The 25,028-nt window shown below is 38.5% G+C and carries 27 protein-coding genes; 3 read left to right on the forward strand and 24 right to left on the reverse strand.

From position 1 onward, the window contains the following. Positions 1-96: 96 nt before the first annotated feature. From glyA to BGI23_RS25910, 5 genes are all read right to left on the reverse strand, one after another. On the reverse strand, positions 97-1,338 hold the full coding sequence (glyA, locus tag BGI23_RS25890) for a serine hydroxymethyltransferase (RefSeq protein WP_000349818.1): 1,242 nt from the start codon (positions 1,336-1,338) through the stop codon (positions 97-99). Between the two features lie 216 nt (positions 1,339-1,554). After that, positions 1,555-2,127 (reverse strand): TIGR01440 family protein, encoded by a 573-nt coding sequence (locus BGI23_RS25895; RefSeq protein ID WP_070807226.1) that lies wholly within the window; start codon positions 2,125-2,127, stop codon positions 1,555-1,557. A 66-nt stretch (positions 2,128-2,193) separates the two neighbouring features. Next, positions 2,194-2,637, reverse strand: a complete 444-nt coding sequence (gene rpiB, locus BGI23_RS25900; protein WP_000869919.1) for a ribose 5-phosphate isomerase B — start codon at positions 2,635-2,637, stop codon at positions 2,194-2,196. Between the two features lie 95 nt (positions 2,638-2,732). After that, positions 2,733-3,173 carry a low molecular weight protein arginine phosphatase gene (locus BGI23_RS25905; protein ID WP_000832383.1) on the reverse strand — a complete coding sequence of 147 codons (441 nt, stop codon included), beginning with the start codon at positions 3,171-3,173 and terminating at the stop codon, positions 2,733-2,735. Positions 3,174-3,419: 246 nt separating this feature from the next. Further along, entirely contained in the window at positions 3,420-3,917 is a 498-nt protein-coding gene (locus BGI23_RS25910; protein WP_000473666.1) for a PTS sugar transporter subunit IIA, read from the reverse strand. 387 nt (positions 3,918-4,304) lie between these two features. Between BGI23_RS25910 and BGI23_RS25915 the strand changes: the two genes are divergently transcribed. After that, positions 4,305-4,691 (forward strand): DoxX family protein, encoded by a 387-nt coding sequence (locus tag BGI23_RS25915; RefSeq protein ID WP_000968618.1) that lies wholly within the window; start codon positions 4,305-4,307, stop codon positions 4,689-4,691. A 159-nt stretch (positions 4,692-4,850) separates the two neighbouring features. Continuing rightward, positions 4,851-5,462 carry a flavin reductase family protein gene (locus tag BGI23_RS25920; RefSeq protein ID WP_000949040.1) on the forward strand — a complete coding sequence of 204 codons (612 nt, stop codon included), beginning with the start codon at positions 4,851-4,853 and terminating at the stop codon, positions 5,460-5,462. 508 nt (positions 5,463-5,970) lie between these two features. Here the strand turns inward: BGI23_RS25920 and BGI23_RS25925 are convergent. The 15 genes from BGI23_RS25925 to spo0F form a co-directional block, all read right to left on the reverse strand. Then, a complete protein-coding gene (locus BGI23_RS25925) occupies positions 5,971-6,486 on the reverse strand; it encodes a hypothetical protein (RefSeq protein ID WP_070807227.1) in 516 nt (171 codons plus the stop codon). Positions 6,487-6,496: 10 nt separating this feature from the next. Continuing rightward, positions 6,497-6,772: a DUF3935 domain-containing protein gene (locus tag BGI23_RS25930; protein ID WP_000197474.1), complete on the reverse strand. Its 276-nt coding sequence runs from the start codon at positions 6,770-6,772 to the stop codon at positions 6,497-6,499. A gap of 150 nt (positions 6,773-6,922) precedes the next feature. Beyond that, complete coding sequence (locus BGI23_RS25935; RefSeq protein ID WP_000142416.1) at positions 6,923-7,471, reverse strand: manganese efflux pump MntP; 549 nt, start codon at positions 7,469-7,471, stop codon at positions 6,923-6,925. A 77-nt stretch (positions 7,472-7,548) separates the two neighbouring features. Next, the gene (locus tag BGI23_RS25940) at positions 7,549-8,589 is read right to left on the reverse strand and encodes an L-threonylcarbamoyladenylate synthase (protein ID WP_000557347.1); all 1,041 of its coding nucleotides are present in this window, start codon (positions 8,587-8,589) and stop codon (positions 7,549-7,551) included. Positions 8,590-8,697: 108 nt separating this feature from the next. After that, positions 8,698-9,156 carry a GNAT family N-acetyltransferase gene (locus BGI23_RS25945; RefSeq protein WP_000758435.1) on the reverse strand — a complete coding sequence of 153 codons (459 nt, stop codon included), beginning with the start codon at positions 9,154-9,156 and terminating at the stop codon, positions 8,698-8,700. A 49-nt stretch (positions 9,157-9,205) separates the two neighbouring features. After that, a complete protein-coding gene (spoIIR, locus tag BGI23_RS25950) occupies positions 9,206-10,072 on the reverse strand; it encodes a stage II sporulation protein R (RefSeq protein ID WP_070807338.1) in 867 nt (288 codons plus the stop codon). Positions 10,073-10,184: 112 nt separating this feature from the next. Then, positions 10,185-11,036 (reverse strand): peptide chain release factor N(5)-glutamine methyltransferase, encoded by an 852-nt coding sequence (prmC, locus tag BGI23_RS25955; protein WP_070807228.1) that lies wholly within the window; start codon positions 11,034-11,036, stop codon positions 10,185-10,187. Further along, a complete protein-coding gene (gene prfA / locus BGI23_RS25960; protein ID WP_000887065.1) occupies positions 11,036-12,103 on the reverse strand; it encodes a peptide chain release factor 1 in 1,068 nt (355 codons plus the stop codon). Before prfA ends, prmC begins: the two co-directional genes overlap by 1 nt. Positions 12,104-12,497: 394 nt before the next feature. After that, positions 12,498-13,085, reverse strand: a complete 588-nt coding sequence (locus BGI23_RS25965) for a thymidine kinase (RefSeq protein WP_000280862.1) — start codon at positions 13,083-13,085, stop codon at positions 12,498-12,500. Positions 13,086-13,193: 108 nt separating this feature from the next. Beyond that, the gene (locus BGI23_RS25970) at positions 13,194-13,439 is read right to left on the reverse strand and encodes a type B 50S ribosomal protein L31 (RefSeq protein WP_000643437.1); all 246 of its coding nucleotides are present in this window, start codon (positions 13,437-13,439) and stop codon (positions 13,194-13,196) included. Between the two features lie 700 nt (positions 13,440-14,139). After that, on the reverse strand, positions 14,140-15,411 hold the full coding sequence (gene rho, locus BGI23_RS25975; RefSeq protein ID WP_001053898.1) for a transcription termination factor Rho: 1,272 nt from the start codon (positions 15,409-15,411) through the stop codon (positions 14,140-14,142). Positions 15,412-15,728: 317 nt separating this feature from the next. Further along, entirely contained in the window at positions 15,729-16,694 is a 966-nt protein-coding gene (gene glpX, locus BGI23_RS25980) for a class II fructose-bisphosphatase (RefSeq protein ID WP_000442333.1), read from the reverse strand. 116 nt (positions 16,695-16,810) lie between these two features. After that, on the reverse strand, positions 16,811-18,100 hold the full coding sequence (gene murA, locus BGI23_RS25985; RefSeq protein WP_000413260.1) for a UDP-N-acetylglucosamine 1-carboxyvinyltransferase: 1,290 nt from the start codon (positions 18,098-18,100) through the stop codon (positions 16,811-16,813). Between the two features lie 331 nt (positions 18,101-18,431). Continuing rightward, complete coding sequence (locus tag BGI23_RS25990; RefSeq protein ID WP_001131850.1) at positions 18,432-19,289, reverse strand: class II fructose-bisphosphate aldolase; 858 nt, start codon at positions 19,287-19,289, stop codon at positions 18,432-18,434. A 210-nt stretch (positions 19,290-19,499) separates the two neighbouring features. Next, positions 19,500-19,868 carry a sporulation initiation phosphotransferase Spo0F gene (spo0F, locus tag BGI23_RS25995; protein ID WP_000398594.1) on the reverse strand — a complete coding sequence of 123 codons (369 nt, stop codon included), beginning with the start codon at positions 19,866-19,868 and terminating at the stop codon, positions 19,500-19,502. Positions 19,869-20,069: 201 nt separating this feature from the next. Here spo0F and BGI23_RS26000 point away from each other — a divergent pair, with 201 nt between their 5' ends. Then, on the forward strand, positions 20,070-20,594 hold the full coding sequence (locus tag BGI23_RS26000) for a DUF2529 domain-containing protein (protein WP_000912424.1): 525 nt from the start codon (positions 20,070-20,072) through the stop codon (positions 20,592-20,594). A gap of 31 nt (positions 20,595-20,625) precedes the next feature. On the opposite strand, the gene pyrG is transcribed toward BGI23_RS26000, so the two are convergent. The 4 genes from pyrG to acdA form a co-directional block, all read right to left on the reverse strand. After that, the gene (pyrG, locus tag BGI23_RS26005) at positions 20,626-22,233 is read right to left on the reverse strand and encodes a CTP synthase (protein ID WP_000170453.1); all 1,608 of its coding nucleotides are present in this window, start codon (positions 22,231-22,233) and stop codon (positions 20,626-20,628) included. Between the two features lie 257 nt (positions 22,234-22,490). Further along, the gene (rpoE, locus tag BGI23_RS26010; RefSeq protein WP_000346281.1) at positions 22,491-23,024 is read right to left on the reverse strand and encodes a DNA-directed RNA polymerase subunit delta; all 534 of its coding nucleotides are present in this window, start codon (positions 23,022-23,024) and stop codon (positions 22,491-22,493) included. 154 nt (positions 23,025-23,178) lie between these two features. Beyond that, a complete protein-coding gene (locus tag BGI23_RS26015; protein WP_000238604.1) occupies positions 23,179-23,808 on the reverse strand; it encodes a TetR/AcrR family transcriptional regulator in 630 nt (209 codons plus the stop codon). A gap of 64 nt (positions 23,809-23,872) precedes the next feature. Continuing rightward, complete coding sequence (acdA, locus tag BGI23_RS26020; protein ID WP_000545533.1) at positions 23,873-25,012, reverse strand: acyl-CoA dehydrogenase AcdA; 1,140 nt, start codon at positions 25,010-25,012, stop codon at positions 23,873-23,875. Positions 25,013-25,028: the final 16 nt, after the last annotated feature.

The following is a 25,028-nucleotide window of genomic DNA, read 5'->3' on the forward strand; positions in this document are numbered from 1 at the left end:
AATTTATTCATCATTTGTATACATACTTAAAGAACAATCTATGTCCACAAAAAAGACTGCTAAAACAATTATGTCTCAGCAGCCTTCTTCAATCTATTATAGATCTGTGTACATTGGGAATTTGCTCGTTAACGCTTCTACACGCTTACGCGCTTCTTCTAATGCAGCTTCATTTTCATGATTTTTTAATGTGTAAGCAATAAGTGACGCAATTTCATCCATTTCTTCTAAACCGAAACCACGGGATGTTACAGCTGCTGTACCGATACGTACACCACTCGTTACAAATGGGCTTGCTGTTTCAAATGGAATTGTATTTTTGTTCACTGTAATACCAACTTCGTCTAATACGTGCTCTGCTACTTTACCTGTGATTTCTAGGTTACGAACATCAATTAGGATTAAGTGATTGTCTGTTCCACCCGAAACAAGTGTAAGTCCTTCTTTTTGAAGGCCTTCAGCTAAGCGGTTCGCATTGTTAATGATATTTTGTGCATATGTTTTGAAATCATCTTGAAGTGCCTCACCAAACGCAACAGCTTTTGCAGCGATTACGTGCATAAGTGGACCACCTTGAATACCAGGGAAGATTGATTTATCAATTTGTTTTGCAAATTGCTCTTCACATAAAATCATACCACCACGTGGACCACGTAATGTTTTATGTGTTGTTGTTGTAACGAAATGTGCATGTGGCACTGGATTTGGATGTAAACCAGCCGCTACTAAACCTGCGATATGTGCCATATCAACCATTAAGTATGCGCCCACTTCATCTGCAATCTCACGGAATCGTTTGAAATCGATAACACGAGGGTACGCACTTGCACCTGCAACGATTAATTTTGGTTTATGTTCTTTCGCTTTTGCTAATACATCATCGTAATTAATACGGTGAGATTCAGCATCCACGCCATATTCTACGAAATTATATTGTACTCCACTGAAGTTAACAGGGCTTCCGTGTGTTAAGTGACCACCATGAGATAAATTCATACCAAGTACTGTATCGCCTTGCTCTAAAATCGTGAAGTATACTGCCATGTTCGCTTGTGCACCAGAATGCGGTTGAACATTTACGTGCTCTGCACCGAAAATTTCTTTTACGCGATCACGTGCGATATCTTCTACTACGTCTACATGTTCACAACCACCATAGTAACGTTTCCCAGGATATCCTTCAGCATACTTATTCGTTAAAACAGAACCTTGCGCCTCCATTACTGCTTCACTTACGAAGTTTTCCGAAGCAATTAACTCAATCTTCGAACGCTGTCTTCCTAGTTCTGCCTCAATTGCAGCAAATACCTTTTCATCTTGACGTTTTAAATGATCCACCAAAATCCCCCTTTTCTGAACGAATTACATCGATTCCCAACAGTTTTTTCTTATTTATTCAGAAAAAACGAAAATTCAGGTTGTAATTCTTTCGAACCTTCATGTTTTCAACTACATTCTAACATGACTTTCTATATCATAAAAGAAAAAAAAGACCGAAAATCGGTCTTTTCTTTCTTCTATAATAAAGTCAGACAACATACCTTATTCATAACTTTAACGGCAAGTGATAGTCTCTTCCTTCGCCGCATAAACAGCACGTGCTCCACCAATTAGCTTTCCACGTGTTGTTGCCATCGTTACATGTGCACTTCCAATTTCCTTCACACTAGTACGAACCGGAACAGCTACGTGCTTTAAATGCATACCGATAAATGTATCACCAATATCCATTCCCGCATCTGCTTTAATAAACTCAATTACTACCGGATGTTTCAAATTGTGATAAGCATATGTTGCTAATGCACCACCTGCTGATCTAACAGGCGTAACTGTTACAATTTCAAATTGATATTTCATCGCCAACTCTTTCTCAACTACTAAAGCACGGTTTAAATGCTCACAACATTGAAACGCCAACTCAATACCTGTTTGTTCTTGAAATTGTTTTAACTCAGAAAAAATCGCCTCTGCTACTTCCATCGTTCCTGATGTCCCAATTCTTTCTCCTAGCACTTCGCTCGTACTACACCCCACTACAAAAATTTGACCACTTTGTAATGAAGCTTGTTCTTGGAAATCAGAAAGCGAAATTTGTAGCTGTTCTCTTACCTTTACGATTTCTGTCATTACGCCTCTTCCTTTCACAGGTTGGTTCACCAAATTATATTTCCTACTGCTTCTAGTTAGAATCTATTACTTTGCTTCGTATGTTTTAATTTTTCCTACGCGGTTTTCGTGACGGCCGCCTTCAAATTCAGTTGTTAACCAAATTTTTGCGATGTCGCGTGCTAGACCAGCACCAATTACACGCTCGCCCATTGCTAACATGTTTGTATCGTTATGCTCTCTCGTTGCTCTCGCACTGAAAGTATCATGAACTAACGCACAACGAATACCATTTACTTTGTTTGCAGCAATTGACATACCGATGCCTGTCCCACAAACTAAAATACCACGATCTACTTCGCCATTTGCTACCATTTCCGCTGCTGGAAACGCAAAATCAGGGTAATCAACAGAACCAGCTTCACATTCACAACCTAAATCAATATATTCAATATTTAACTCTTCTAATAAACTTACAAGTTCTTTACGGATATTCATACCGCCGTGATCAGATGCTACTACTACTTTCATTTTTACCCCTCCAAAGTTTCAATCCATTATCTTCATTCTCACTTAATCCTTTAATGGGACGAAGTGATCTCCAATATCGTATTATACACGAAACATCAACCTTCTGAATGTTTTTTCAGTAAAGTTTGTACAAGTTTTTCCATCTCTTCTAATGTTTCTTTATAAATAGAGAGAGATCCGCCGAACGGATCTGAAATATCCTTACTCATCCCCTCAGTTACTCCATATAATGTATCTACTTTCCCTTCAACACTTGGATAATGCCCAAGGATAATTTCCTTATGTTTTTCCGTCATTGTTACTACAATATCTGCCCAATCAATTAAGGCTTCGTTTACCTGCTGCGAAGCATGATCGATTGCAATTCCCTTTTCAGCTAAAGCTTCCTTTGCATGTACCGACGCATCACTTCCAGGATAGGCGAAAACACCAGCAGATTGCACTTCAAACTTACCTTCTCCATAATGGCGCAGTAACGCCTCAGCCATCGGACTACGGCATGTATTTCCAGTGCAAACAAATAATACTCGTTTCATCTAAACCCACCCCTTTTCTCTATTTCCTTCCTTTTATCATAGCGTACATTACAATAGAACAAAAGAAATGTGAATATACGAAAGGCGCATTTCTCTTATATTTTTTCTAAGAAAAATGCGCCTTATCCACATATATGTGAAACCCTATTTCCAAGTGCCCAAAGTATTTTACCATATATAAGGAACAGACTACAAAACAAAATAAGGAATCCATTTCATACGAAACGGATTCCTTTCATGTGATAATTATTTCATTGTAACTTTCATTACTTCTGTTGAACCTTTTGTAGCAGTTACACCTACAGTTGTCTTAATAGACTCAGCTGCATCTGTGTTTGTAATAACGATTGGAGTAATTGTGCTTTTCGCTTTTTCACGAATTAATTCTAAGTCGAATGAGATTAATTTATCTCCAGCTTTTACAGCTTGTCCTTCAGAAACGTGAGCTTCAAAACCTTCGCCTTCCATTTTTACAGTTTCTAATCCAACGTGGATTAAAATTTCTGTACCGTTTTTCGCTTTAATTCCAATTGCATGTTTCGTGTGGAATAATTGTACGATTTCGCCATCAACTGGAGATACAACTACACCTTCAGTAGGATCGATTGCAACACCGTCACCCATCATACGACCAGCGAATACTGGATCTGGTACTTCTTCAATATTTTTCACCGCTCCAGTTAATGGAGCTACGATTGTTTCTTCATTTGTTTTTGAACCAAGACCGAATAATTTTTTAAACATAGGATAGTCCTCCTTATAATTTACCTAAAAGTTTATAGGGCAATCTCTATTAAAGATCAGAATAAACGTAAGACTTCATACTTCGAATATTATACTGTAAAAACGCTTTCGAAATAAATTACGTCATTACTACTAGACTCTTATTGTAGCGTCTCACAAAATTCCAGTCAATTCTGATTGTCTGAATAACAATAAGAAGTTAACTTCTACTTATATTTTCTCTTTTTTTACCTAACTTGTCTAGAGGTCTTTACTACATTTTATTTTTTGTTGTTAATTTGTAAAATTTTTTTCAAACTTTTTTCGAAATCCGCTTGACTAAAGTAAGTAACTATTTTATTATTACTTACGTAAGGTAAGTTAATAACTTTTAGGAGGTTTTCAAAAATGATGGATTTCGGTCTTCTTATTATTCGTCTTATTATAGGTATTACATTCATGGGTCATGGTGCTCAAAAATTATTTGGTTGGTTCGGCGGTTACGGTTTAAAAGGAACAGGCGGCTGGATGGAATCAATCGGTTTACGCCCTGGTGTATTTATGGCATTTATGGCTGGCGCAACTGAACTATTAGGTGGTTTCTTATTCGCATCAGGTATTTTCACTGCAATCGGTTCATTATTTATCGTTGGAACAATGTTAATGGCGATCTTCACTGTTCATGGAAAAAATGGTTACTGGGTAACTCAAAATGGATATGAATATAACTTAATGTTAATCGCTGTTGCTATTGGTGTAGCTTTAATCGGACCTGGCGCATACGTTTTACTATAATTTTTATCTTGAATTCAAGATTATTTAGATGGAACTTACTTCATTGTGGTTGAAGTAAGTTCTTTTTATGTAATAAAAATATTATTTTCAGCAGGAGTTTTCCACTAACATCTTGTAAACAAACAATAAGTCGTCATATTTAGAAAGGGGATTTCAATCATGTTATCCATTAATCCAAATGAACAATCGGAAAAAGAGAATTACAAATTACTTACAGGAAGTATTATTCCACGCCCTGTCGCATTCGTTACTTCTGTAACAAAAGACGGCGTATTAAACGGAGCACCATATAGTTATTTCAATATTGTTGCTGCTAATCCGCCACTTATCTCAGTTTCTGTACAACGAAAAGCTGGAGAAAGAAAAGACACTTCTCGAAACGCAATTGAAAAAGGAGAATTTGTCGTACATATCTCTGATGAATCATATGTAGCGGCAATTAACGAAACAGCAGCAAATCTCCCTCCAAATGAAAGTGAAATTGAATTAGCAAAATTAACACCAATTGAAAGTGATGTCATCTCCGTTCCAGGTGTAAAAGAAGCAAATATTCGAATGGAATGCGTGCTAGAACGCGCAATCCCCCTTGGCGGAACAGAAGACTCACCAGCTTGCGATCTACTAATTGGACGCGTCGTTCGTTTCCACGTCGCAGAACACCTATACGAAAATGGACGCATTCATGCAGAAGGACTAAAACCAGTAAGCCGCCTAGCAGGACACAACTACGCAAAACTAGGAGAACAATTTGAATTAGTGAGGCCAATCTAAAAGCGGAAGCGGCTCACTCAGAATCGCAGGGCATTGGAGCTCTCGACCTTGAAGCGTTCTTTGCTTCGAGCGAGAGAGCGAAGCCACCGACCATTCTAGCCGCTGGAGCTGGATATGTTTAAAAGTGGAAGGGGCCCATTTAGCTCTGACCAGCTAAGGTTCTCTCGCACAAAAGGTGCTTTTTACCTTTCGTGCGGGAGGTTCTTAGATGCGAAGAGCTGGCCACTGGAGCTGGATAACACTTAAAAGCGGAAGCGTCCCCTCAGAATAGAAGTAACAATAATATAAAAGGGTGTACCAAATTAATTTGGTACACCCTTTTCATAGAAGAAGAAAAATAATTTTTCATTATTGGTCATCGACCTCTTTTCCCATTATTGGTCATCGGTAAAAAGTAACAGTGTGATTGGTTATTGGATGATTGGTTGTCCTTTGGCCATCACAAATCTCATTTTTACAAAAGTGGTCTTCTTCTATGCCTTGAAGCGGAGTCTCACCACTTCAAGGTTTAAAAGTATTTTTCACCATCAAAGTCTAGTTCAATGGCGTAGTTTTTCGCATTAATTAAGTTAGATAACCTATTAGCTTGTCTCTCTAACTCTAAACCTTTTACACGATATACTTCAGGATCAAACATGGCTACTTTTACAAGCGATGATGTTTCACCGTAAGAATATACATGTTCTTCTTTCTTACTCACCCCAAACTCTTTACACTTTCGAGCTTTTGCACGTAACTGCGTTGCAAGTTCTATCGCTTCAACAATCGTTACATTCTCTCCGTTGAAATTCACTTCATTTCGGATATTTGCTTCATACATTAATTTATCTAAAAGACGAAAATCAGCGCGAACTTCATCTAGTTCCTGTTCAACTTGTACCAATGTACGCGTCTGTTTTGGAAGTGTATCACCTTTTTCAATTTCAACAAATCCAATTTGGTTCATCTCTTCTTCTAATTCATGTATTCTTTTCGATAATACACTTTTTAATTTTACAGCTTCTGCCAAAGAAATGTTAGACATAGTATCCCCCTTATATCTCTTCTTTCTGCTCCTCTAAAGTAGGTACTTTCTCTTTTTTCGGTTTCCCAAGCTTAATTACGAAGAAGTAAAGGGAAAGCAATGTAATAAGAAAAACAATTAAAAACGGGTATGGAGAATAAAAAGCACGCGCCGCCTCCGTTTTTCCCGCAACAAACTTCAATGACTCAATATCTAAAAACTCAGCAAACATTTGTACACCGAGCATACTAAACCAAAAAACAAAAAAACTAATAATAATACCAAAAACTTGCTTCAATCTCGTCATCCATCTCATCCTTTCTATATGTGGAATTTTTTAGCGTAATCAGTATAGTACAAACAAAACTATGCACAGAAAGGAACTATCTTACCATTCACGAATTAATTTAATCCAACCTAAAATTGAAATTTGTAAAATAACGCCCTCCCCCTAAAATTATATAGGAAAAAGGAGATATAATCCAAATCCAACCAAAATGATACCACCTACTATCTCGCCATATGTACCGAGCATATCTTTCGCATGTCTCCCAATGAATAAACCAATCCACGCTAATAACATACTAACAAATCCAAAAAGTAATATCGTAATGATCGTCTGTGCCCCGTAAATACCAAGACTAAGACCTACTGAAAAACTGTCTATACTAACCCCAAATGCAAATACAAATAAACTAATTCCAATAGGGGCCGTTCGAGTCTCTTCATTTTCCAAGATAGATGAATATACAATATAAAATCCTAATCCGATTAATAAAATAGCACCTGCAAAATGTGCAATGTCTCCATACTGCTCTGATAAAAAACGACCTAATACCATCCCTATAAATGGCATGATAATATGAAATATCCCTATCGTCACACCGATATACAGGATTTGTCTTATCTTTAAGGTCATCATTCCCATACCAAGACTTACCGAGAACGCATCCATCCCTAAGGCGAACGCCATAATTATTAAAGGTATTATCTGTTCAAACGTCATTCATGTCCCTCCTCGGACGTGCTACTTCAAAATATGCTTATCCGAGGAGAAATATTCTGTTTGCTAATCGTACCTTATCATTCAGTAATAATTTGATGTCCTGCCGCTTTTGTTAAACGATTCATAATGGCATTCCCTATTCCTTCATTCGGGAATGATTCACTAAAAATAACATCCACTTCACTTGCATCAAATGTTCTAAGTACATCATATAATTTAGTCGCAACGCTAGCTAAATCACTTCGAACACCACAAGATAATACAACATCCGCGCTATATACATGCTGATACTCTTCTGTCGTTAATACACCGACTTTGAATCCTTCTTCCTTTTTCTTATCCACAATAAGCTGAATAAATTCACGTGAACCTTCAACAATACTAAGTGGAGCTTTCGGTGCATAATGTGTATATTTCATTCCAGGTGATTTAGGTTTTTCCTTCTCATCCTTTAGAGCCGGATCTAAAGAAACCGTGCCAATCACCGCTTCCAATTGTTCTTTCGTAATTCCACCTGGGCGTAATATCGTTGGAACAGCGCTCGTACAATCAATTACAGTCGATTCAACACCGACTCCTGTTGCACCACCATCTACAATACCTGCGATCTTCTCATTTAAATCTTCATATACATGAGACGCTAACGTCGGACTTGGACGACCTGAACGATTTGCACTAGGTGCTGCAACAGGTACATTTGCCTCTTCAATAAGAGCAAGAGCTACCGGATGATCAGGCATTCTTACTCCAACCGTATTAAGTCCTGCCGTTACCTTCTCTGAAATCCCTTCTTTTCTAGGTAAAATAATTGTTAAAGGGCCCGGCCAAAAATGCTCCATTAACTGTTCTGCAACTGGCGGAATTTCCTTCACAATACCATCTAACTGCGATTTTGTACCGATGTGGACAATAAGTGGATTATCACTCGGTCTTCCTTTCGCCTCAAAAATTTTCGCAATCGCTTCATCATTCATCGCGTTTGCACCTAGTCCATATACCGTTTCTGTAGGGAAGGCAATCGCCTCATTTTCCCTTAATAATTTTGCTGCTTCTTGTAACTGTGGATAATATTTTTTTCTTTCCACAACATTATCCACAACCCACATATTTGTATGCATTTTTTCCCACGTCCTTTTCTACCCTGAAATACTTGTCTATTTTTAGTTTACTATGAGATTTATCCAAAAGACAAACAAGGTTTATCCACAAAATGTGGATAAACCTAATTAATCCGTGGATAACTTTGTGAATAGCTGACAATTTAGTATTATTGCATTTGGCTCTTTTATATTTTTACAAAAGTGTTCTAACTGTCGAATTCCCTCTGGTACGTTCTCTTTCTCTATCGTAACAAAGTCAAAAAACTGAAAGATCGTTATAGATTGTGGATGATTTGTTAGTAAGTACAATTGTCGAATATTTTTTTCTTTCATATACTGCAAAAACATTTCAAAAAAATATAAGAAAGTCTGTTTATCCACATTAGGTGTGAATAAACAAGAACGAATAAGTGCGTTTTCTTCACTTTGTTCATATCCAATGACCGCCCGTATTTCTTCCGCCTCTTCCAAAATCATAAACTGTGCGTACAACTCATTTATTTTATCATCTTTTTTATTAGCTTGTCCGAAAAAAGAATGCAATCTTTCCACATCTGCCTTCGTCGCAAAATATACCTTCTTCATAATAAATCCCTCCTCTTTTTTATATATGAGAAGGGATTTACGAATAGTACTATTTAGAGAATAAAGATGTAAAAGCTTCTACAATAAATAACTTAACTTCCGGCTTTTCTTCTTCCTCCTCTACTTTTACATACTCATTTCGCTTTTCTTGTTTTTGTTCCACAGGTTTCTCCACTTTTTCCACAGTTTTTGTTTCCTCTTTACTTACAGGTTGTTCTTCTACTTTCGTTTCATTTTTTACTACTTTCTTTTCAGAAGCTGTTACTTTTTTTGCGACTTCCTGCTTTACAACTTTCTTTTCCTTCACCTCATCCCCTTTTTTCTCTTCTGCATTTACTACTTCTTCATCATCTATTTGTTTCACTTGCTCCTCTTCAGGAGATTCAGCCTTCACAACATGTTCTTCTTTCCTTACAGCTGTACCACTTGAAAAATCTAAGAAACACATCGGTGGAAATAGTACACACCACCAGTTTGCCCCTTCACCTTCCCCAATTGTAATTAAGACTGCTTCATATTCTCCTGCCGGATAAATAAAATTCCCATATACCTTTGTAGGAAACTTTACATTTTTACTGAAATTCACTTGAAATGAATCTTTACTTCCTTCTTTTTTCAACGTATTTGCTACTGTTTTTTCGATTTCTGGAATATGACTTTGAATGACTTTGCGTGCCTCTTCAAATGAAGTTAAATCAGCTACCCATCCATCAATTTGTGCTTTTACTTCATCACGCACTTTGCGCTTTAACGCTTGGTCTTTATCTGAATCACTATTTGCTAAAATCCGTAATCGAACGGCCTCTTTCGGAATAACTGAAGGCCCTTTCGCATCAGCTTTCATATATCCAAACTGCACAAGTAACTGTGCACCAATTAATAATAGAAGAAGATAAGCAATAACTTGTTTTTTCATTTCCTCCACCGTCCCTTCTACAAACAGTGTGGACAGACTTTCATCTTTCTAAACTATTAAATTCAAAATCTATATGAATTTTTCCACAAAAAAATAGAGTAAGGTGTAAACCTTACTCTATCTCCGCAAATACCATACGATCTTTTCCATTAATATCAAAAACAACCTCAACATGAGCATGTGGAAATGCTTGTTGTAACAGCCCTTTCACGTCCTCACCTTGCCCTACTCCAATTTCAAATGCGACAATTGCTTTCTTCTGCAACACATTCGGCAACTCTTCCATAAAGCGGCGATAGAAATCTAATCCGTCTTCACCACCAACAAGCGCTCTCTTTGGCTCATGCTCTTTCACCACGGGAGAAAGACCACGCCAATCTTCTTCCGGTATATATGGAGGATTTGAAACAACAACATCTAACTTTTGACCCGTTTCATAAAATGGTGATAATAAATCACCATGATAGAACGTTACTTCTGCGCCCAAAGTTTTCGCATTTTCTTTTGCAACTTCAATCGACTCCTGCGCAATATCTACCGTATACACATGAAGATTTTTATTTTCTAAAGCAAGTGTAATCGAAATTGCTCCGCTACCTGTACCAATATCTGCTACATGTATTTTCTCATCACCAAAATGACGCTCAATTCTTTCTAACACTCCTACTATAAGCTCTTCTGTTTCTGGTCTTGGTATTAATACTTCTTCATTCACAAAGAACGATCTTCCATAAAACATTTCATGACCAATCATATATTGAATAGGAATACCTTCTACATGCTTGTGGATAAACTCTGTAAAACTTTTTTCTTGTTCCGCAGTTATTTCTTCACGCATGTTCATCAATAATCCTGTTCTATTCGTCTTTAATACATGACAAAGGACAATTTCTCCCGCATTTTCATCTCGTCCATTCTCCTGTAAAAAAGAAGAAGCCCATTTCAGGGCTTCATAGACACGCATTACTCAGCTGCCTCCATCCTTTGAGCCTGATCTTCCATTACTAAGGCATTGATGAAATCATCTAACTTACCTTGTAAGATTTGATCTAACTTTTGAATCGTTAAACCGATTCGATGGTCTGTAACACGGTTTTGCGGGAAGTTATACGTACGAATACGCTCTGAACGATCACCCGTACCAACAGCTTGTTTACGGTTTTGATCATACTCAGCTTGCGCTTCTTGTCTAAACTTATCATAAACACGTGCGCGTAATACTTTCATCGCTTTTTCTTTATTCTTAATTTGTGATTTCTCATCCTGACATGATACAACTACACCAGTCGGTAAATGCGTTAAACGTACCGCTGACATCGTTGTATTAACGCTCTGTCCACCAGGTCCACTAGAAGCGAATGTATCAACACGAACATCTTTCTCATGAATATCAATTTCTACTTCTTCTGCCTCTGGTAATACAGCTACAGTTGCTGTAGATGTATGAATACGTCCACCAGATTCCGTTTCAGGAACACGTTGTACACGGTGAGCGCCATTCTCGAATTTCAGCTTCGCGAAAGCACCTTTACCGTTAATCATAAAGATAATCTCTTTATATCCACCTAACTCTGTATAGCTAGCCTCGATAATCTCCGTTTTCCAACCTTGCACCTCAGCGTAACGGCTATACATACGGTATAAGTCACCAGCAAATAAAGCAGCCTCGTCACCACCAGCAGCTCCACGAACCTCAACGATAACGTTCTTATCATCGTTAGGGTCTTTTGGTACAAGTAAAATTTTCAGACGCTCTGATAATGTTTTTTCTTGTGATTCTAGCTCAGAAACCTCTTCTTTTACCATTTCACGCATTTCTGCGTCTAACTTATCTTCTAACATTGCTTTCGCATCTTTTAATTGCTCACGAACATCCTTATACTCACGATACACCTCTACCGTTTCCTGTATATCAGACTGTTCCTTTGAATATTCACGAAGCTTATTTGAATCACTAATAATTGCTGGGTCGCTTAGCAATTCATTTAACTTCTCATAACGATTTTCTACAGCTTGCAAACGATCTAACACATCATTCACCTCTACATCCTAGTATCTAATACAAATAGTATATGGTACTTACTCAAAAAAACGCAAATTATATTTAAAAGCACAAGCGGCTCGTTCAGAATCGCAGGCTATTTGGAACTCTCGATCTTGAAGCGCTCTTTGCTTCGAGCGAGAGAGTGAAATGGCCGGAGATTCTAGCCGCTGGAGCTAGATAATATATTTAAAAGTGGCGGTGGCTCGTTCAGCTCTGACCAGCTAAGGTTCTTTCGACCTAAAGGTGCTTTTTACCTTTCGGGCGGAAGGTTCTTAGATGCGAAGAGCTAGCCACCAGAACTAGATATCATAACTTAAGGCGTAGGCAGCTCACACCACTCACACCCTCTATTCTGAAAAAAACCCGCCTTGCACAGCGAGTTTACTTATCTTTGTTTGTAGGAACTGCATGACAATGACGACAGCGTGGTTCATACGATTCTGAAGCACCAACTAAAATAATCGGATCATCAAATGCCGCTGGTTCTCCATCAATTAATCGTTGTGTACGACTTGCCGGAGATCCACATGCAGAACATACTGCTTGTAGTTTTGTTACATGTTCAGCAATCGCCATCAGCTGAGGAACTTGTCCAAATGGTAGACCACGGAAATCTTGGTCTAAACCAGCTACAATGACACGATAGCCACGATTTGCCAATACTTGCACCACTTCCACAATGTCCCCATCAAAGAATTGCACCTCATCGATTGCAATTACATCCATTTCTTCAGTGATATGTTCAAATATATCTTTTGAAGCTGAAACAGGAACTGCTTTTACCTTTAATCCGTTATGTGATACAACGTCTTCTTCACTATAGCGATTATCAATACATGGTTTAAATACAATTGCATGTTGTTTCGCAAATTGCGTACGACGCACACGGCGGATAAGCTCTTCTGATTTACCAGAAAACATACTACCGCAAATCACTTCAATCCAACCGTTCTGATTTATTAAGTACATGAAGCTCTCCTTTCATCTACTTTTTAATTAAAAGTAGGGTAAAGGTATAATATTTTCGCAAAAAAAACAGACAAGCGAATAGATACACTTGCCTGTTTTATGTTTTTATTACTTAAGACCGTATTTCTTATTGAAGCGGTCAACGCGTCCGTCTGCAGTAGCAAACTTCTGACGTCCAGTGTAGAATGGGTGAGAATCAGAACTGATCTCAACTTTTAGTAATGGATAAGTGTTACCATCTTCCCACTCAACAGTTTCGTTAGATCCTCTAGTAGATCCGCTTAAGAATTTGAAGCCTGTGTTTGTGTCCATGAATACAACTTTCTTGTAATCTGGGTGAATTCCTGCTTTCATTCTTTTCATCTCCTTCCGCCCTGAATCATTTTCGAAACAGAGTTTTTCATCTTCAGCTGCATACACAACTATATTGATGAAACACATATGATGAAATTATAACAAGGCTAACTTCATTTTGCAACTACCTGTTTTTGTCTTTTTAAATTAAAAGTGGAGACGGCTCGTTCAGCTCTGACTGGCTAAGGTTCTCTCGCACAAAAGGTGCTTTTTACCTTTAGTGCGGGAGGTTCTTAGACACGAAGAGCTAGCCGTCGGAACTAGATACAATTTAAAAGCAGAAGCGGCTCGCTCAGAATCGCAGGCTATTTAGAACTCTCGACCTTGAAGCGCTTTTTGCTTCGAGCGAGAGAGTGAAATGACCGGAGATTCTAGCCGCTGGAGCTGGATAACACCTTAAAGTGGAGGGGGCTCGCTCAGCTCTGACCAGCTAAGGTTCTTCCGCTCTAAAGGTGCTTTTTACCTTTCGGGCGGAAGGTTCTTAGATGCGAAGAGCTAGCTACCGGAACTGGATATCATTTAAAAGCGCAAGCGGCTCGTTCAGAATGGTAGGGGGATGAAGCTGGATATTATTTTAAAATGGAGGCCGCTCATCCAACTAGAACCAACTAATGCCCTTCCACTCATCTCTCTTTAAGATCACCTAAAAAACATAAAAAACTCGCTTACCATAAAATAAGCGAGTCCCAATCTTTTCCCTTTACTTCGTTGTTACATATCTTTTCGAATCTGCAACAATGTTTTGTAAAAATTCTTCATTTGTCTTTGTTTGACGAAGTTTACGTAAGAAACCTTCAACAAAGTCTGGTGTATCACGCATTGTTTTACGAATACCCCATAGCTTGTCTAAATGTTCTTTCGGAATTAATAGATCCTCTTTACGTGTACCAGAACGGCGAATATCAATTGCCGGGAAGATACGACGCTCAGCTAATGAACGATCTAAATGAAGTTCCATATTTCCAGTTCCTTTAAATTCTTCGTAAATTACATCGTCCATACGAGATCCTGTATCAACAAGAGCTGTTGCTAAAATTGTTAAGCTACCGCCTTCTTCGATATTACGTGCAGCTCCAAAGAAACGCTTCGGTCTATGGAAGGCAGCTGGGTCGATACCACCCGATAATGTTCTACCACTTGGCGGAATAACAAGGTTGTAAGCTCGCGCTAAACGGGTAATACTATCCATTAAAATGATAACATCTTTTTTGTGCTCTACAAGACGCATTGCACGTTCTAACACAAGTTCTGCTACTTTAATATGATTTTCTGGTACTTCATCAAAAGTAGAGCTTACAACATCTCCTTTAACAGAACGTTCAATATCTGTTACTTCCTCTGGACGCTCATCAATTAAAAGGACAATTAATTCAGCTTCCGGATGATTTGTTGTAACACTGTGTGCGATTTCTTTTAATAGACTAGTTTTACCAGCCTTTGGAGGCGCGACAATTAAACCACGTTGTCCAAATCCAACTGGTGCAATTAAATCCATGATGCGTGTCGGTAACTTTTTCGGTTCCGTTTCCAATTTCATTTGGCGATCTGGGTATAATGGTGTTAATGCAGGGAAATGCACACGCTCTTTTGCTGACTCTGGATCATCTCCGTTTACAGCTTCAACTTGTAATAACCCAAAGTAGCGTTCATTTTCTTTCGGAGGTCGTACTTTACCAGAAACCTTATCTCCATTACGTAAATCGAAACGACGAATTTGCGAAGCTGAGATATAAATATCTTCTGAGCTTGGAGAGTAGTTGATAGGACGTAGGAATCCAAATCCTTCTGATTGAATAATTTCTAATACGCCTTCCATGAAGAAGAAACCTTCTTTTTCTGCTCGAGCTTTTAAAATGGCGAAGATTAACTCTTTTTTCGTTAATTTGCTATAATACGAAATTTTAAATTCTTTCGCAAGCTCGTATAACTCTTTTAATTTCATGTTTTCTAATGCTGCAATTGACAAATTCATTCAGACACCACACTTTAACGTTATTCTCTTTTCACATGGGTAAAGGGAAAAAATACGGAAGGCAAATAATTAATAATGAAAGGCAATAAGTTCAAGTAGGGTAATATTCACTATTGTAACCCTTTTATCTAGTTTTAATCAATACGTTGAAACACAAATACAAGAAGCGAAGACAAGAAAATTTGTCTTCGCTTTTTATTTAATCCAGCTCCAACAGCTAGAATGGTCGGTGGCTTCACTTCTTCCTACGAGGCAAAAAGCGCCTCTTCGTCAGAAGCTCCATCCCCCTCCCATTCTGAACGAGCTGCTTACGCTTTTTATTTAATAACCAAGTTCGGTTTTTTATTTAAGCTGTGACGTCCGTCTACGAAGCGTACTGTGCCTGATTTTGCGCGCATAACAAGGGATTGTGTTGTTCCTACGCTACCTTTAAATTGAACGCCGCGTAATAGTTCTCCGTCTGTTACACCTGTTGCTGCGAAGATTGCATCGTCACCTTTTACTAAGTCCTCCATGCGAAGGATGCGGTTGATGTCGTCTATGCCCATCTTTTTGCAACGCGCCAATTCAGCGTCGTTTTGTGGTAATAATTTCCCGTGAATTTCTCCACCTAAACATTTTAATGCAACTGCTGCTAACACACCCTCAGGCGCGCCACCAGAGCCGAATAAAATATCTACACCTGTACGATCAAATGCGGTGTTGATTGCGCCAGCTACGTCTCCATCATTAATCAATTTAATGCGAGCACCAGCTTTACGAATTTCTTCAATAATTGCTTGATGACGTGGACGGTTTAAAACTGTCGCTACAACATCTTCAATATCTTTGTTTTTCGCTTTCGCAACTGCACGTAAGTTATCGATAATAGGCGCATCAATATCGACCGCCCCAACTGCTTCTGGGCCAACCGCGATTTTATCCATGTACATGTCAGGAGCATGTAACAAATTACCATGATCTGCAATTGCAATAACAGCAAGAGCATTCCATCCACCAGCTGCTACAATGTTTGTCCCTTCTAAAGGATCAACTGCAACGTCTACACGCGGACCATATCCTGTACCTAATTTTTCTCCGATATATAGCATTGGTGCTTCATCCATTTCACCTTCACCAATTACAACTGTACCTTTCATCGGAATTGTATCAAATACATCACGCATAGCTGATGTTGCTGCACCGTCTGCCTCATCCTTTTTCCCGCGTCCCATCCAACGCGCTGATGATAAAGCTGCAGCCTCTGTTACACGTACTAACTCCATAGATAAACTTCTTTCCACGATAATCCCTCTCCTTTAAGTCTTTATATTTCTGCCGTATTTTGTGAACCGTGTTTTTCTATAAAGTGTACTTCCGCAAGTAGTGATGCTTCGCTTCCCCCTTGCGGAAGTATCACTTATGCGTTCTTCATTTCTTCAATTTCTTGCTTTGTCATTTGTTCTCGCCAAATGTTTGCACCAAGCCCTTTAAGCTTGTCTACTATATTTTCATAGCCACGATCAATATGCTCAAGTCCGGTTACTTCTGTAATTCCATCCGCCATCAATCCTGCAATAACAAGGGCTGCTCCAGCTCGCAAATCACTCGCTTTCACTTTTGCACCTTGTAATAAAACAGGACCAGTTACGATAGCTGACCGACCTTCTACTTTAATTTGCGCATTCATGCGACGTAATTCATCAATATGTTTAAAACGTGCGCCATAAATCGTATCCGTTACAACACCCGTTCCATGCGCCTTTGTTAAAAGTGTTGTAAATGGCTGTTGTAAATCTGTTGGGAAACCTGGATATACAAGCGTTTTTATATCAACTACTTTTAATCTTCTATCACCGTTCACTGTAATCTGGTCATCATTCGTTTCAACTTGGACACCAGCTTCTCTTAATTTTGCAGTAACTGACTCCAAATGCTGAGGAATAACATTATCAACTGTTACTTCTCCTCCTGACGCAGCACCTAAGATCATATACGTACCCGCTTCAATACGATCTGGAATGATCGTATGATGACAACCGTGCAATGAATCCACACCATCAATTCGGATTACATCTGTACCAGCACCTTTAATGCGTGCTCCCATGCTAGTTAACAGTGTAGCTACATCAATAATCTCTGGTTCTTTCGCTGCGTTTTCAATAACAGTTCTACCTTTAGCTCGTACAGCTGCTAGCATAATATTAATCGTAGCTCCTACACTAACAACATCTAAATAAATACGTGCCCCTCGTAGTTCATCTGCTCTTAAATAGATAGCACCTTGTTCATTCGTAACATGTGCACCTAACGCTTCAAATCCTTTAATGTGCTGATCAATCGGCCTCGGTCCTAAGTGACATCCACCTGGAAGCCCAATAACAGCTTTTTTAAAACGGCCAAGCATCGCACCCATTAAATAATAAGAAGCACGCAATTTTTTCACTTTTCCATTTGGTAAAGGCATTGCAACCATGTTAGAAGGATCGACTACCATCTCTTCCTCCTGTCCATAAGTCACTCTCCCTCCAATTTCCTCTAGTAAGTCTCCTAACATTTTCACGTCCGAAATATTAGGGACACCACCAATAGTTACTGGAGTATCTGCTAAAATTGTCGCTGGAATTAGTGCAACGGCGCTGTTCTTTGCACCACTCACGCGAATTGTTCCATTTAAAGCTCTTCCGCCTTCAATTAGCAATTTTTCCATATTGAGCTCCCTTCTTGTGAATGTATTTACTTTCTATATTTTTATAGAAAGCTCCCCCTTAAGAATCTCAATTACTTTTCCATCCCAAAACTCAATAAATAGGAAACCATTATCTTCATTTCTCCTGTCATACAAAAAGATAAAGATTAACTATTTATCGAATTTACTTTATCAATTTAGATACGTTATCACATTTATTAATAGGACTATGCACATTATTTTCTATTTCAAAAACAAAATGATAAAATCTTTAGACTTGTTCACGCTTTCATTATACAACGAAAGGAAACCGTCTAAAAGAGTAGACGGTTTCCAAAACGGAATTTTATTCTTACGCTTTACCGTTAGAACCGAATTCGCGAATTTTACCAATAACAGTTGCTTTGATAGCGTCGCGGCCAGGTCCGATAAATTTACGAGGATCGTAAACTTCTTGGTCTTTGTTTAATACTTCACGAACAGCTTTTGTAAACTCAATTTGGTTCTCAGTGTTTACGTTGATTTTTGAAGTACCTAAAGAGATAGCTTTTTCGATATCAGCAGTTGGGATACCAGTACCACCGTGTAATACTAAAGGTACGCCAGTGAAGTCACGAACTTGTTCCATTTCAGCGAATCCTAAGTTAGGCTCACCTTTGTAAGGACCGTGTACAGAACCTAAAGCTGGAGCTAGGCAATCGATACCTGTTGCTTCAACAAGGTGCTTACACTCAGCTGGGTCAGCGTAAATTACGCCTTCAGCGATTACGTCGTCTTCTTGTCCGCCAACTGTTCCAAGCTCAGCTTCAACAGATACGTTACGAGCGTGTGCGTATTCTACTACTTTTTTAGTAGTTTCTACGTTTTCTTCGAATGGGTGGTGAGAAGCGTCGATCATTACAGATGTGAAACCTGCATCGATTGCTTCTTTACATTTTTCGAAGCTTGAACCATGGTCAAGGTGAATCGCTACAGGAACAGTGATGTTCATTTCTTCGATTAAAGCTTTAACCATAGCTACAACTGTTTTGAAACCAGTCATATGACGAGCTGCACCCTCAGATACACCTAGGATTACAGGAGATTTTTCTTCTTCCGCAGCAGCTAAGATAGCTTGAGTCCACTCTAAGTTGTTCATGTTGAATTGACCAACTGCGTATTTTCCTTCTAGTGCTTTGTTTAGCATTTCTTTCATAGAAACTAAAGGCATGGTGAATCCTCCTAAAAAACGTTTTTTGTATCCGATAAGTTCTTATCGCTGGTAGTATGACCAGAATAAGGTAAAATATGTATATCTACATACCGGACTTTTTTCTACACTCAATAGGATAACAACTTGTACTCAAAAACTCAACCGTATTCACCTGCACAATAGTCCATGTAAACGCTTTTTTCCGTATTTTTTATAAAAAATTCATTTTTAAGCCTCTACAGCGAGCTCATTTCTCACCGCTTGACGAATTTCATCAATATCAAATGGTTTAGCAAAATGCATTAAAGCACCTAAATCTTTTGCTTCTTGGATCATATCAAGCTCTCCGTAAGCAGTCATTAAAATCACTTTAATACTCTCGTCAATTTCTTTTACATGCTTTAAAATCTCTATACCATCCATACCTGGAATTTTCATATCTAACACAACTAAATCTGGATTATCTTTTTTCACGATATCTAAAGCTTGAAATCCATTCGCTGCTTGGAATGTCTGATAACCTTCTTTTTGGAACACTTCATGTAATAACACACGAATGCCATATTGATCATCAACGATTAAAATTTTCCCTTCCATAACTCCCAACCTTTCTGTGTAAGTACAAGATTTAAAGCTTCTTATATCTTAACGATTAATTTTCGCTATTCTTTACCAAATTCCTTCCTATTTCTTTCTTATTTTACCGTTTCCTATTTTGTTATGCCACCTTCGATTTCACCTTTCTAAAAAAATAAACTATAATGAAAGCCGGTAAACACGTACGAAGGGAGTAACATTATGTTAAAAATTTTTTCAACCCAATTAAGCGGTTATTTCTCCAGAGTTTCTCAAAAAGAGGAAATGAATATAGAAGATAGCGCCCGTCTACTTGCTCAAGCATTAGTTGGCGAAGGTTTCATTTATTTACATGGTACAAATGAAATGGAGGGCGTTGTTGCTGAAGCGCTATTCGGTACTGAACCAATGAAACAAGCAAAACGATTATTTGAAAATGGTAAGGAAGTAGAAGTAACTTCTGCAGATCGTGTACTTCTTATTAGCCGTTTTTCAACAGATGAAGAAGTTGTAGCAATAGCAAAAAAACTTCAAGCAGATGGACACTCTATTGTCGGCATTTCTGCTATTCAAGAAGGCAATGAATCACTAGAACAATATACAGATGTACATATTGATACAAAACTGTTAAAAGGGCTTATTCCAGACGATGAAGGTAATCGCTACGGATTCCCAAGCTTAATGATAGCTTTATTTGCATATCACGGAATCAAATTTACAATCGATGAAATGTTAAATGAATATTAAAAAAAGCGCCCTATTTCAAGGCGCTTTTTTATTACTTGCTCTCTTTATTCGTAATAGACGCTCTTACGAAGTCATGGAACAATGGTTGTGGACGGTTTGGACGAGAAACAAGTTCTGGGTGGAACTGTGCCGCTACGAACCAAGGGTGATCTTTTAATTCAACGATTTCAACTAAACGGCCGTCTGGGCTTGTACCAGAGAATACAAATCCTGCTTTTTCCATATCCGGACGGAATTGATTGTTGAACTCATAACGATGACGATGACGCTCATATACAACCGGCTCATTGTAAGCGTTGTAAGCATTTGTTTCTTCAGCAAGCTTACATGGGTATAGACCAAGACGAAGTGTACCACCTAAGTCTTCTACATCTTTTTGTTCTGGTAATAAGTCGATGATTGCATAAGGTGTGTCAGGATTGATTTCAGAAGAGTTAGCTCCTTCTAATCCTAATACGTTACGTGCGAATTCGATTGATGCAAGTTGCATACCTAAGCAAATTCCTAGGAATGGAACTTTGTTTTCACGAGCATATTGAATTGCAACGATTTTACCTTCTACACCACGATCACCGAAGCCACCTGGTACAAGGATACCATCTGTGTCTCCTACTAATTCTTGTACGTTCTCTGCTGTTACGTGCTCAGCATTTACCCATTTCACTTCTACATCTGTGTCGAAAGAGTAACCCGCATGACGAAGTGCTTCTACAACAGAAATGTATGCATCTTGAAGCTCTACGTATTTACCAACAAGAGCGATTTTTGTTTTCTTAGAAAGGTTACGCACTTTTTCAACTAGCGCAGTCCACTCTGTCATATCTGCAGCTGGATTGTCTAATTTTAAGTGATCGCAAACGATTTGGTCCATATTTTGCTCTTGAAGAGATAATGGAACTGCATATAAAGTATCTGCATCGCGTGCTTCAATAACTGCTTTTGTATCAATGTCACAGAATAATGCAAGCTTGTCTTTCATATCTTGAGAAACAGGCATTTCTGTACGAACAACGATAATATTTGGTTGAATACCTAAACTGCGAAGCTCTTTAACACTATGTTGCGTTGGTTTTGTTTTCATTTCACCCGCTGCTTTTAAGTACGGGATTAACGTACAGTGAATGTACATTACATTGTCACGACCGATGTCGCTCTTAATTTGACGGATTGCTTCTAAGAATGGTAGAGACTCGATGTCACCAACAGTTCCACCGATTTCTGTAATAACAACGTCCGCGTTTGTTTCGCGACCAGAACGGTATACGCGCTCTTTAATTTCGTTAGTAATGTGAGGAATAACTTGAACTGTTCCTCCTAGGTATTCACCACGACGCTCTTTTTGAAGAACTGAAGAGTAAATTTTACCTGTTGTTACGTTGCTGTATTTGTTTAAGTTGATGTCGATGAAACGCTCATAGTGACCAAGGTCTAAGTCAGTTTCTGCACCATCATCTGTTACGAATACCTCACCGTGTTGGTATGGGCTCATAGTCCCTGGGTCTACGTTAATGTATGGATCAAACTTTTGAATTGTTACGTTTAAACCACGATTTTTTAAAAGTCTTCCAAGAGATGCTGCTGTAATACCTTTTCCTAGAGACGATACTACACCGCCTGTTACAAAAATATACTTAGTCATGAAAAAGCTCCCTTCTATTTTGCTGTTATATAATCACCGTTGCAAAGCGCAACGTATGTAGATAACACTGTATCCATCTTATTGTTAGACTCTTTTTATTTTCTAAACAAAAAACAAAAAAGAAAATTGCTCCCCTCATCACATAAAGTAATAAGTAGGGAGCAATTTTCTTTTATATTTACACTTTAAAAGTATTATCGTCCTTTTTTAAAGAGCCCAAAAATGATTCTACATGGACGATAATGAAAAGTCAAGAACTACAGTTCTTCCTCTTCTTCTTCTTCAGTTTCATCATACTCAAGTTCTTCTTCAGCGAAGTCATCTTCATCGTCATCTAAATCATCAAGATCATCGTCGTCTCCGTCTTCGTCTTCAAGAACCTTGTCCAAATCTTCTACATCATCATCTTCGTCTTCATTTCCGTCTACATCATCAAAGTCATCTTCATCTTCTTCAATGTAGTCATCAAAACCGTCTTCTTCAACTTTACGTTTCTTCTTCGGTTTTGGTTGAGGCAAGATTTCTTCATCAATTTGCTCATATGGGTACCAGCTACGTAATCCCCAACGATTTTCTCCTAAATTAATGAAACGTCCATCGATGTTTAAGTCTGTATAAAATTGTGCGATTTTCGCATTAACTTGCTCTTGAGATAGTCCCAGCACTTGAGCGATTTCTTGAACCAACTCGTTGAATGTCGTTGCTTGTTTTTTATCCCCTAAAACGCTATGTACAACTTCAATCATTGAACATTCTTTTAGCTCTTCTGGTGAATATTGCTTAAAATCCACTTATGCGGCACTTCCTTTCATCAAATATAACCTTATATATAACGGCCTGCTTAAAAAAATCCATACTATTCATTATAAACAAAAGTCGCACAAATATGCTACAAAAAAAACGGGAAACTTTTATAGGGTAGTAAAATTATAATTTGTGCATTCCTTATTTCGGAAGCATATGGGCCCCTTGTAATACATACCTAATTTGCATGTCTGTATATTCTTCGAGCGTATATAGCTTTTGCAGCGCCCAACGTCGAAATCCCCACATCTGTCCTTGTATAAAAATATTATGCGCAAGAAGCTGTATTTCTTTTTTATTTAATGTAAATGTTCCGTTTTCCGTACACTGTTCCAAAATATTCTCAAACATTCCTACCATTTGAAACTCCTTTTCTAATACGTACGGGAGTGATTCTTTCGGTAAAAAGCGTACCTCTTGATACATTATTAATACTTCTTCCTGCAATTCGTCCATCACTTTAAAATAATTCGTTATTGCTATCTTTAAACTTTCTACACTTCCTTTTTCCGTACAAACTACTTCCTCTAATCTTTCTTTTACATGTTCATAAATACTATCACAAACTAAATACAAAACATCATCTTTTGTACGAATGTATTCATAAAGCGTTCCAATACTAAATCCAGCTGCCTTTGCAATCTCTCTCGTTGTTGTACGCGGAAATCCTTTTTGTTTAAACAGTTGCACTGCACCTTTAATCATTTGTTCACGCCTTAACGCGACTAATTTTTCATCTTTCACTGATGCATGCACATTATGTTTAACCATCCCCTTCACCTCTCTATTATTTTTTGGAAGGAAAAAGCGTAGGAAAATACCTACGCCTTTGATCCTACTTCGTTAACATACGAGAAATTACGAGCCTTTGAATCTCTTGTGTTCCTTCATATATCTGTGTAATCTTTGCATCTCGCATGTATCGCTCTACTGGATAATCTTTCGTATAACCGTAACCACCAAATACTTGTACCGCTTCCGTCGTCACCTTCATCGCTGCATCACCTGCAAATACTTTTGACATCGCTGACTCTTTCCCATACGGAAGCCCTTCCGATTCCAGCCAAGCTGCTTGATATGTTAGAAGACGCGCCGCCTCCACATCCGTTGCCATATCTGCAAGTTTAAAGCCAATCCCTTGCTGCGCCGCAATCGGCTTCCCAAACTGATGACGCTCTCTTGCATATTCTACGGAAGCATCTAAAGCCCCTTGTGCAATACCAACCGCTTGCGCCGCAATACCGTTACGGCCACCATCTAATGTTTGCATCGCTATCTTAAACCCTTGTCCTTCTTCCCCTAGTAAATTCTCTACAGGAATACGGCAATCTTCGAACATAATTTCAGTTGTTGGTGAAGAGCGAATCCCTAATTTACTCTCCTTCTTCCCAACTGAAAATCCTGGTGTATCACTTTCCACTATAAATGCACTCGTGCCACGCTGCTTCGATTCAGGATCAGTTAATGCGAAAACAACATAAATATCAGCAATGCCACCATTAGTGATAAATATTTTTGATCCATTTAATACATAATGGTCTCCATCTCTTTTGGCGATCGTCTTCATTCCACCAGCATCCGATCCAGACCCTGGCTCCGTTAAGCCGTACGCACCAATCTTCTTTCCTTCAGCCATCGGTCGTAAAAATGTTTGCTTTTGCTCTTCTGTTCCAAATTTAAAAATTGGCCAACCAGCAAGTGAAGTATGTGCAGACAATGTTACACCTGTAGAAGCACATACGCGTGATAATTCTTCAATAGCAATTACATACGCCAAGTAATCGCTTCCAATTCCGCCGTATTCTTCAGGCCACGGAATTCCGGTTAAACCAAGCTCTGCCATTTGATCAAATAGCGCTCGATCAAACCTCTCTTCTTCATCACGTTCAGCTGCTGTCGGTGCTACTTCATTCTTAGCAAAGTCCCGAACCATTTTTCTTATCATTTCATGTTCTTCTGATAGTTTAAAATGCATGCCCGTCTCCCCCTTG

Source organism: Bacillus sp. ABP14, from assembly GCF_001831375.1.
Taxonomy (GTDB): Bacteria; Bacillota; Bacilli; order Bacillales; family Bacillaceae_G; genus Bacillus_A; species Bacillus_A paranthracis.

Bases quoted from the DNA above. Each gene is read 5' to 3' on its own strand.
- BGI23_RS25895 (WP_070807226.1), bottom strand. From the start codon at position 2,127: ATGACAGAAATCGTAAAGGTAAGAGAACAGCTACAAATTTCGCTTTCT.
- BGI23_RS25940 (WP_000557347.1), bottom strand. From the start codon at position 8,589: ATGCATACAAATATGTGGGTTGTGGATAATGTTGTGGAAAGAAAAAAA.
- spo0F (WP_000398594.1), bottom strand. From the start codon at position 19,868: ATGGAAGGGAAAATTTTAATCGTTGATGATCAATATGGCATTCGTGTG.
- BGI23_RS25945 (WP_000758435.1), bottom strand. From the start codon at position 9,156: ATGAAGAAGGTATATTTTGCGACGAAGGCAGATGTGGAAAGATTGCAT.
- BGI23_RS25925 (WP_070807227.1), bottom strand. From the start codon at position 6,486: ATGTCTAACATTTCTTTGGCAGAAGCTGTAAAATTAAAAAGTGTATTA.
- acdA (WP_000545533.1), bottom strand. From the start codon at position 25,012: ATGCATTTTAAACTATCAGAAGAACATGAAATGATAAGAAAAATGGTT.
- BGI23_RS26015 (WP_000238604.1), bottom strand. From the start codon at position 23,808: ATGGTTAAACATAATGTGCATGCATCAGTGAAAGATGAAAAATTAGTC.
- BGI23_RS25910 (WP_000473666.1), bottom strand. From the start codon at position 3,917: ATGTTTAAAAAATTATTCGGTCTTGGTTCAAAAACAAATGAAGAAACA.
- BGI23_RS25915 (WP_000968618.1), top strand. From the start codon at position 4,305: ATGATGGATTTCGGTCTTCTTATTATTCGTCTTATTATAGGTATTACA.
- spoIIR (WP_070807338.1), bottom strand. From the start codon at position 10,072: ATGAAAAAACAAGTTATTGCTTATCTTCTTCTATTATTAATTGGTGCA.
- BGI23_RS25965 (WP_000280862.1), bottom strand. From the start codon at position 13,085: ATGTACTTAATAAATCAGAACGGTTGGATTGAAGTGATTTGCGGTAGT.
- BGI23_RS25970 (WP_000643437.1), bottom strand. From the start codon at position 13,439: ATGAAAGCAGGAATTCACCCAGATTACAAGAAAGTTGTATTCATGGAC.
- rpiB (WP_000869919.1), bottom strand. From the start codon at position 2,637: ATGAAAGTAGTAGTAGCATCTGATCACGGCGGTATGAATATCCGTAAA.
- BGI23_RS25930 (WP_000197474.1), bottom strand. From the start codon at position 6,772: ATGACGAGATTGAAGCAAGTTTTTGGTATTATTATTAGTTTTTTTGTT.
- BGI23_RS25990 (WP_001131850.1), bottom strand. From the start codon at position 19,289: ATGCCTTTAGTTTCTATGAAAGAAATGCTAAACAAAGCACTAGAAGGA.
- BGI23_RS25920 (WP_000949040.1), top strand. From the start codon at position 4,851: ATGTTATCCATTAATCCAAATGAACAATCGGAAAAAGAGAATTACAAA.
- BGI23_RS25905 (WP_000832383.1), bottom strand. From the start codon at position 3,173: ATGAAACGAGTATTATTTGTTTGCACTGGAAATACATGCCGTAGTCCG.
- murA (WP_000413260.1), bottom strand. From the start codon at position 18,100: ATGGAAAAATTGCTAATTGAAGGCGGAAGAGCTTTAAATGGAACAATT.
- pyrG (WP_000170453.1), bottom strand. From the start codon at position 22,233: ATGACTAAGTATATTTTTGTAACAGGCGGTGTAGTATCGTCTCTAGGA.
- BGI23_RS25935 (WP_000142416.1), bottom strand. From the start codon at position 7,471: ATGACGTTTGAACAGATAATACCTTTAATAATTATGGCGTTCGCCTTA.
- rho (WP_001053898.1), bottom strand. From the start codon at position 15,411: ATGAATTTGTCAATTGCAGCATTAGAAAACATGAAATTAAAAGAGTTA.
- prmC (WP_070807228.1), bottom strand. From the start codon at position 11,036: ATGCGTGTCTATGAAGCCCTGAAATGGGCTTCTTCTTTTTTACAGGAG.
- BGI23_RS26000 (WP_000912424.1), top strand. From the start codon at position 20,070: ATGTTAAAAATTTTTTCAACCCAATTAAGCGGTTATTTCTCCAGAGTT.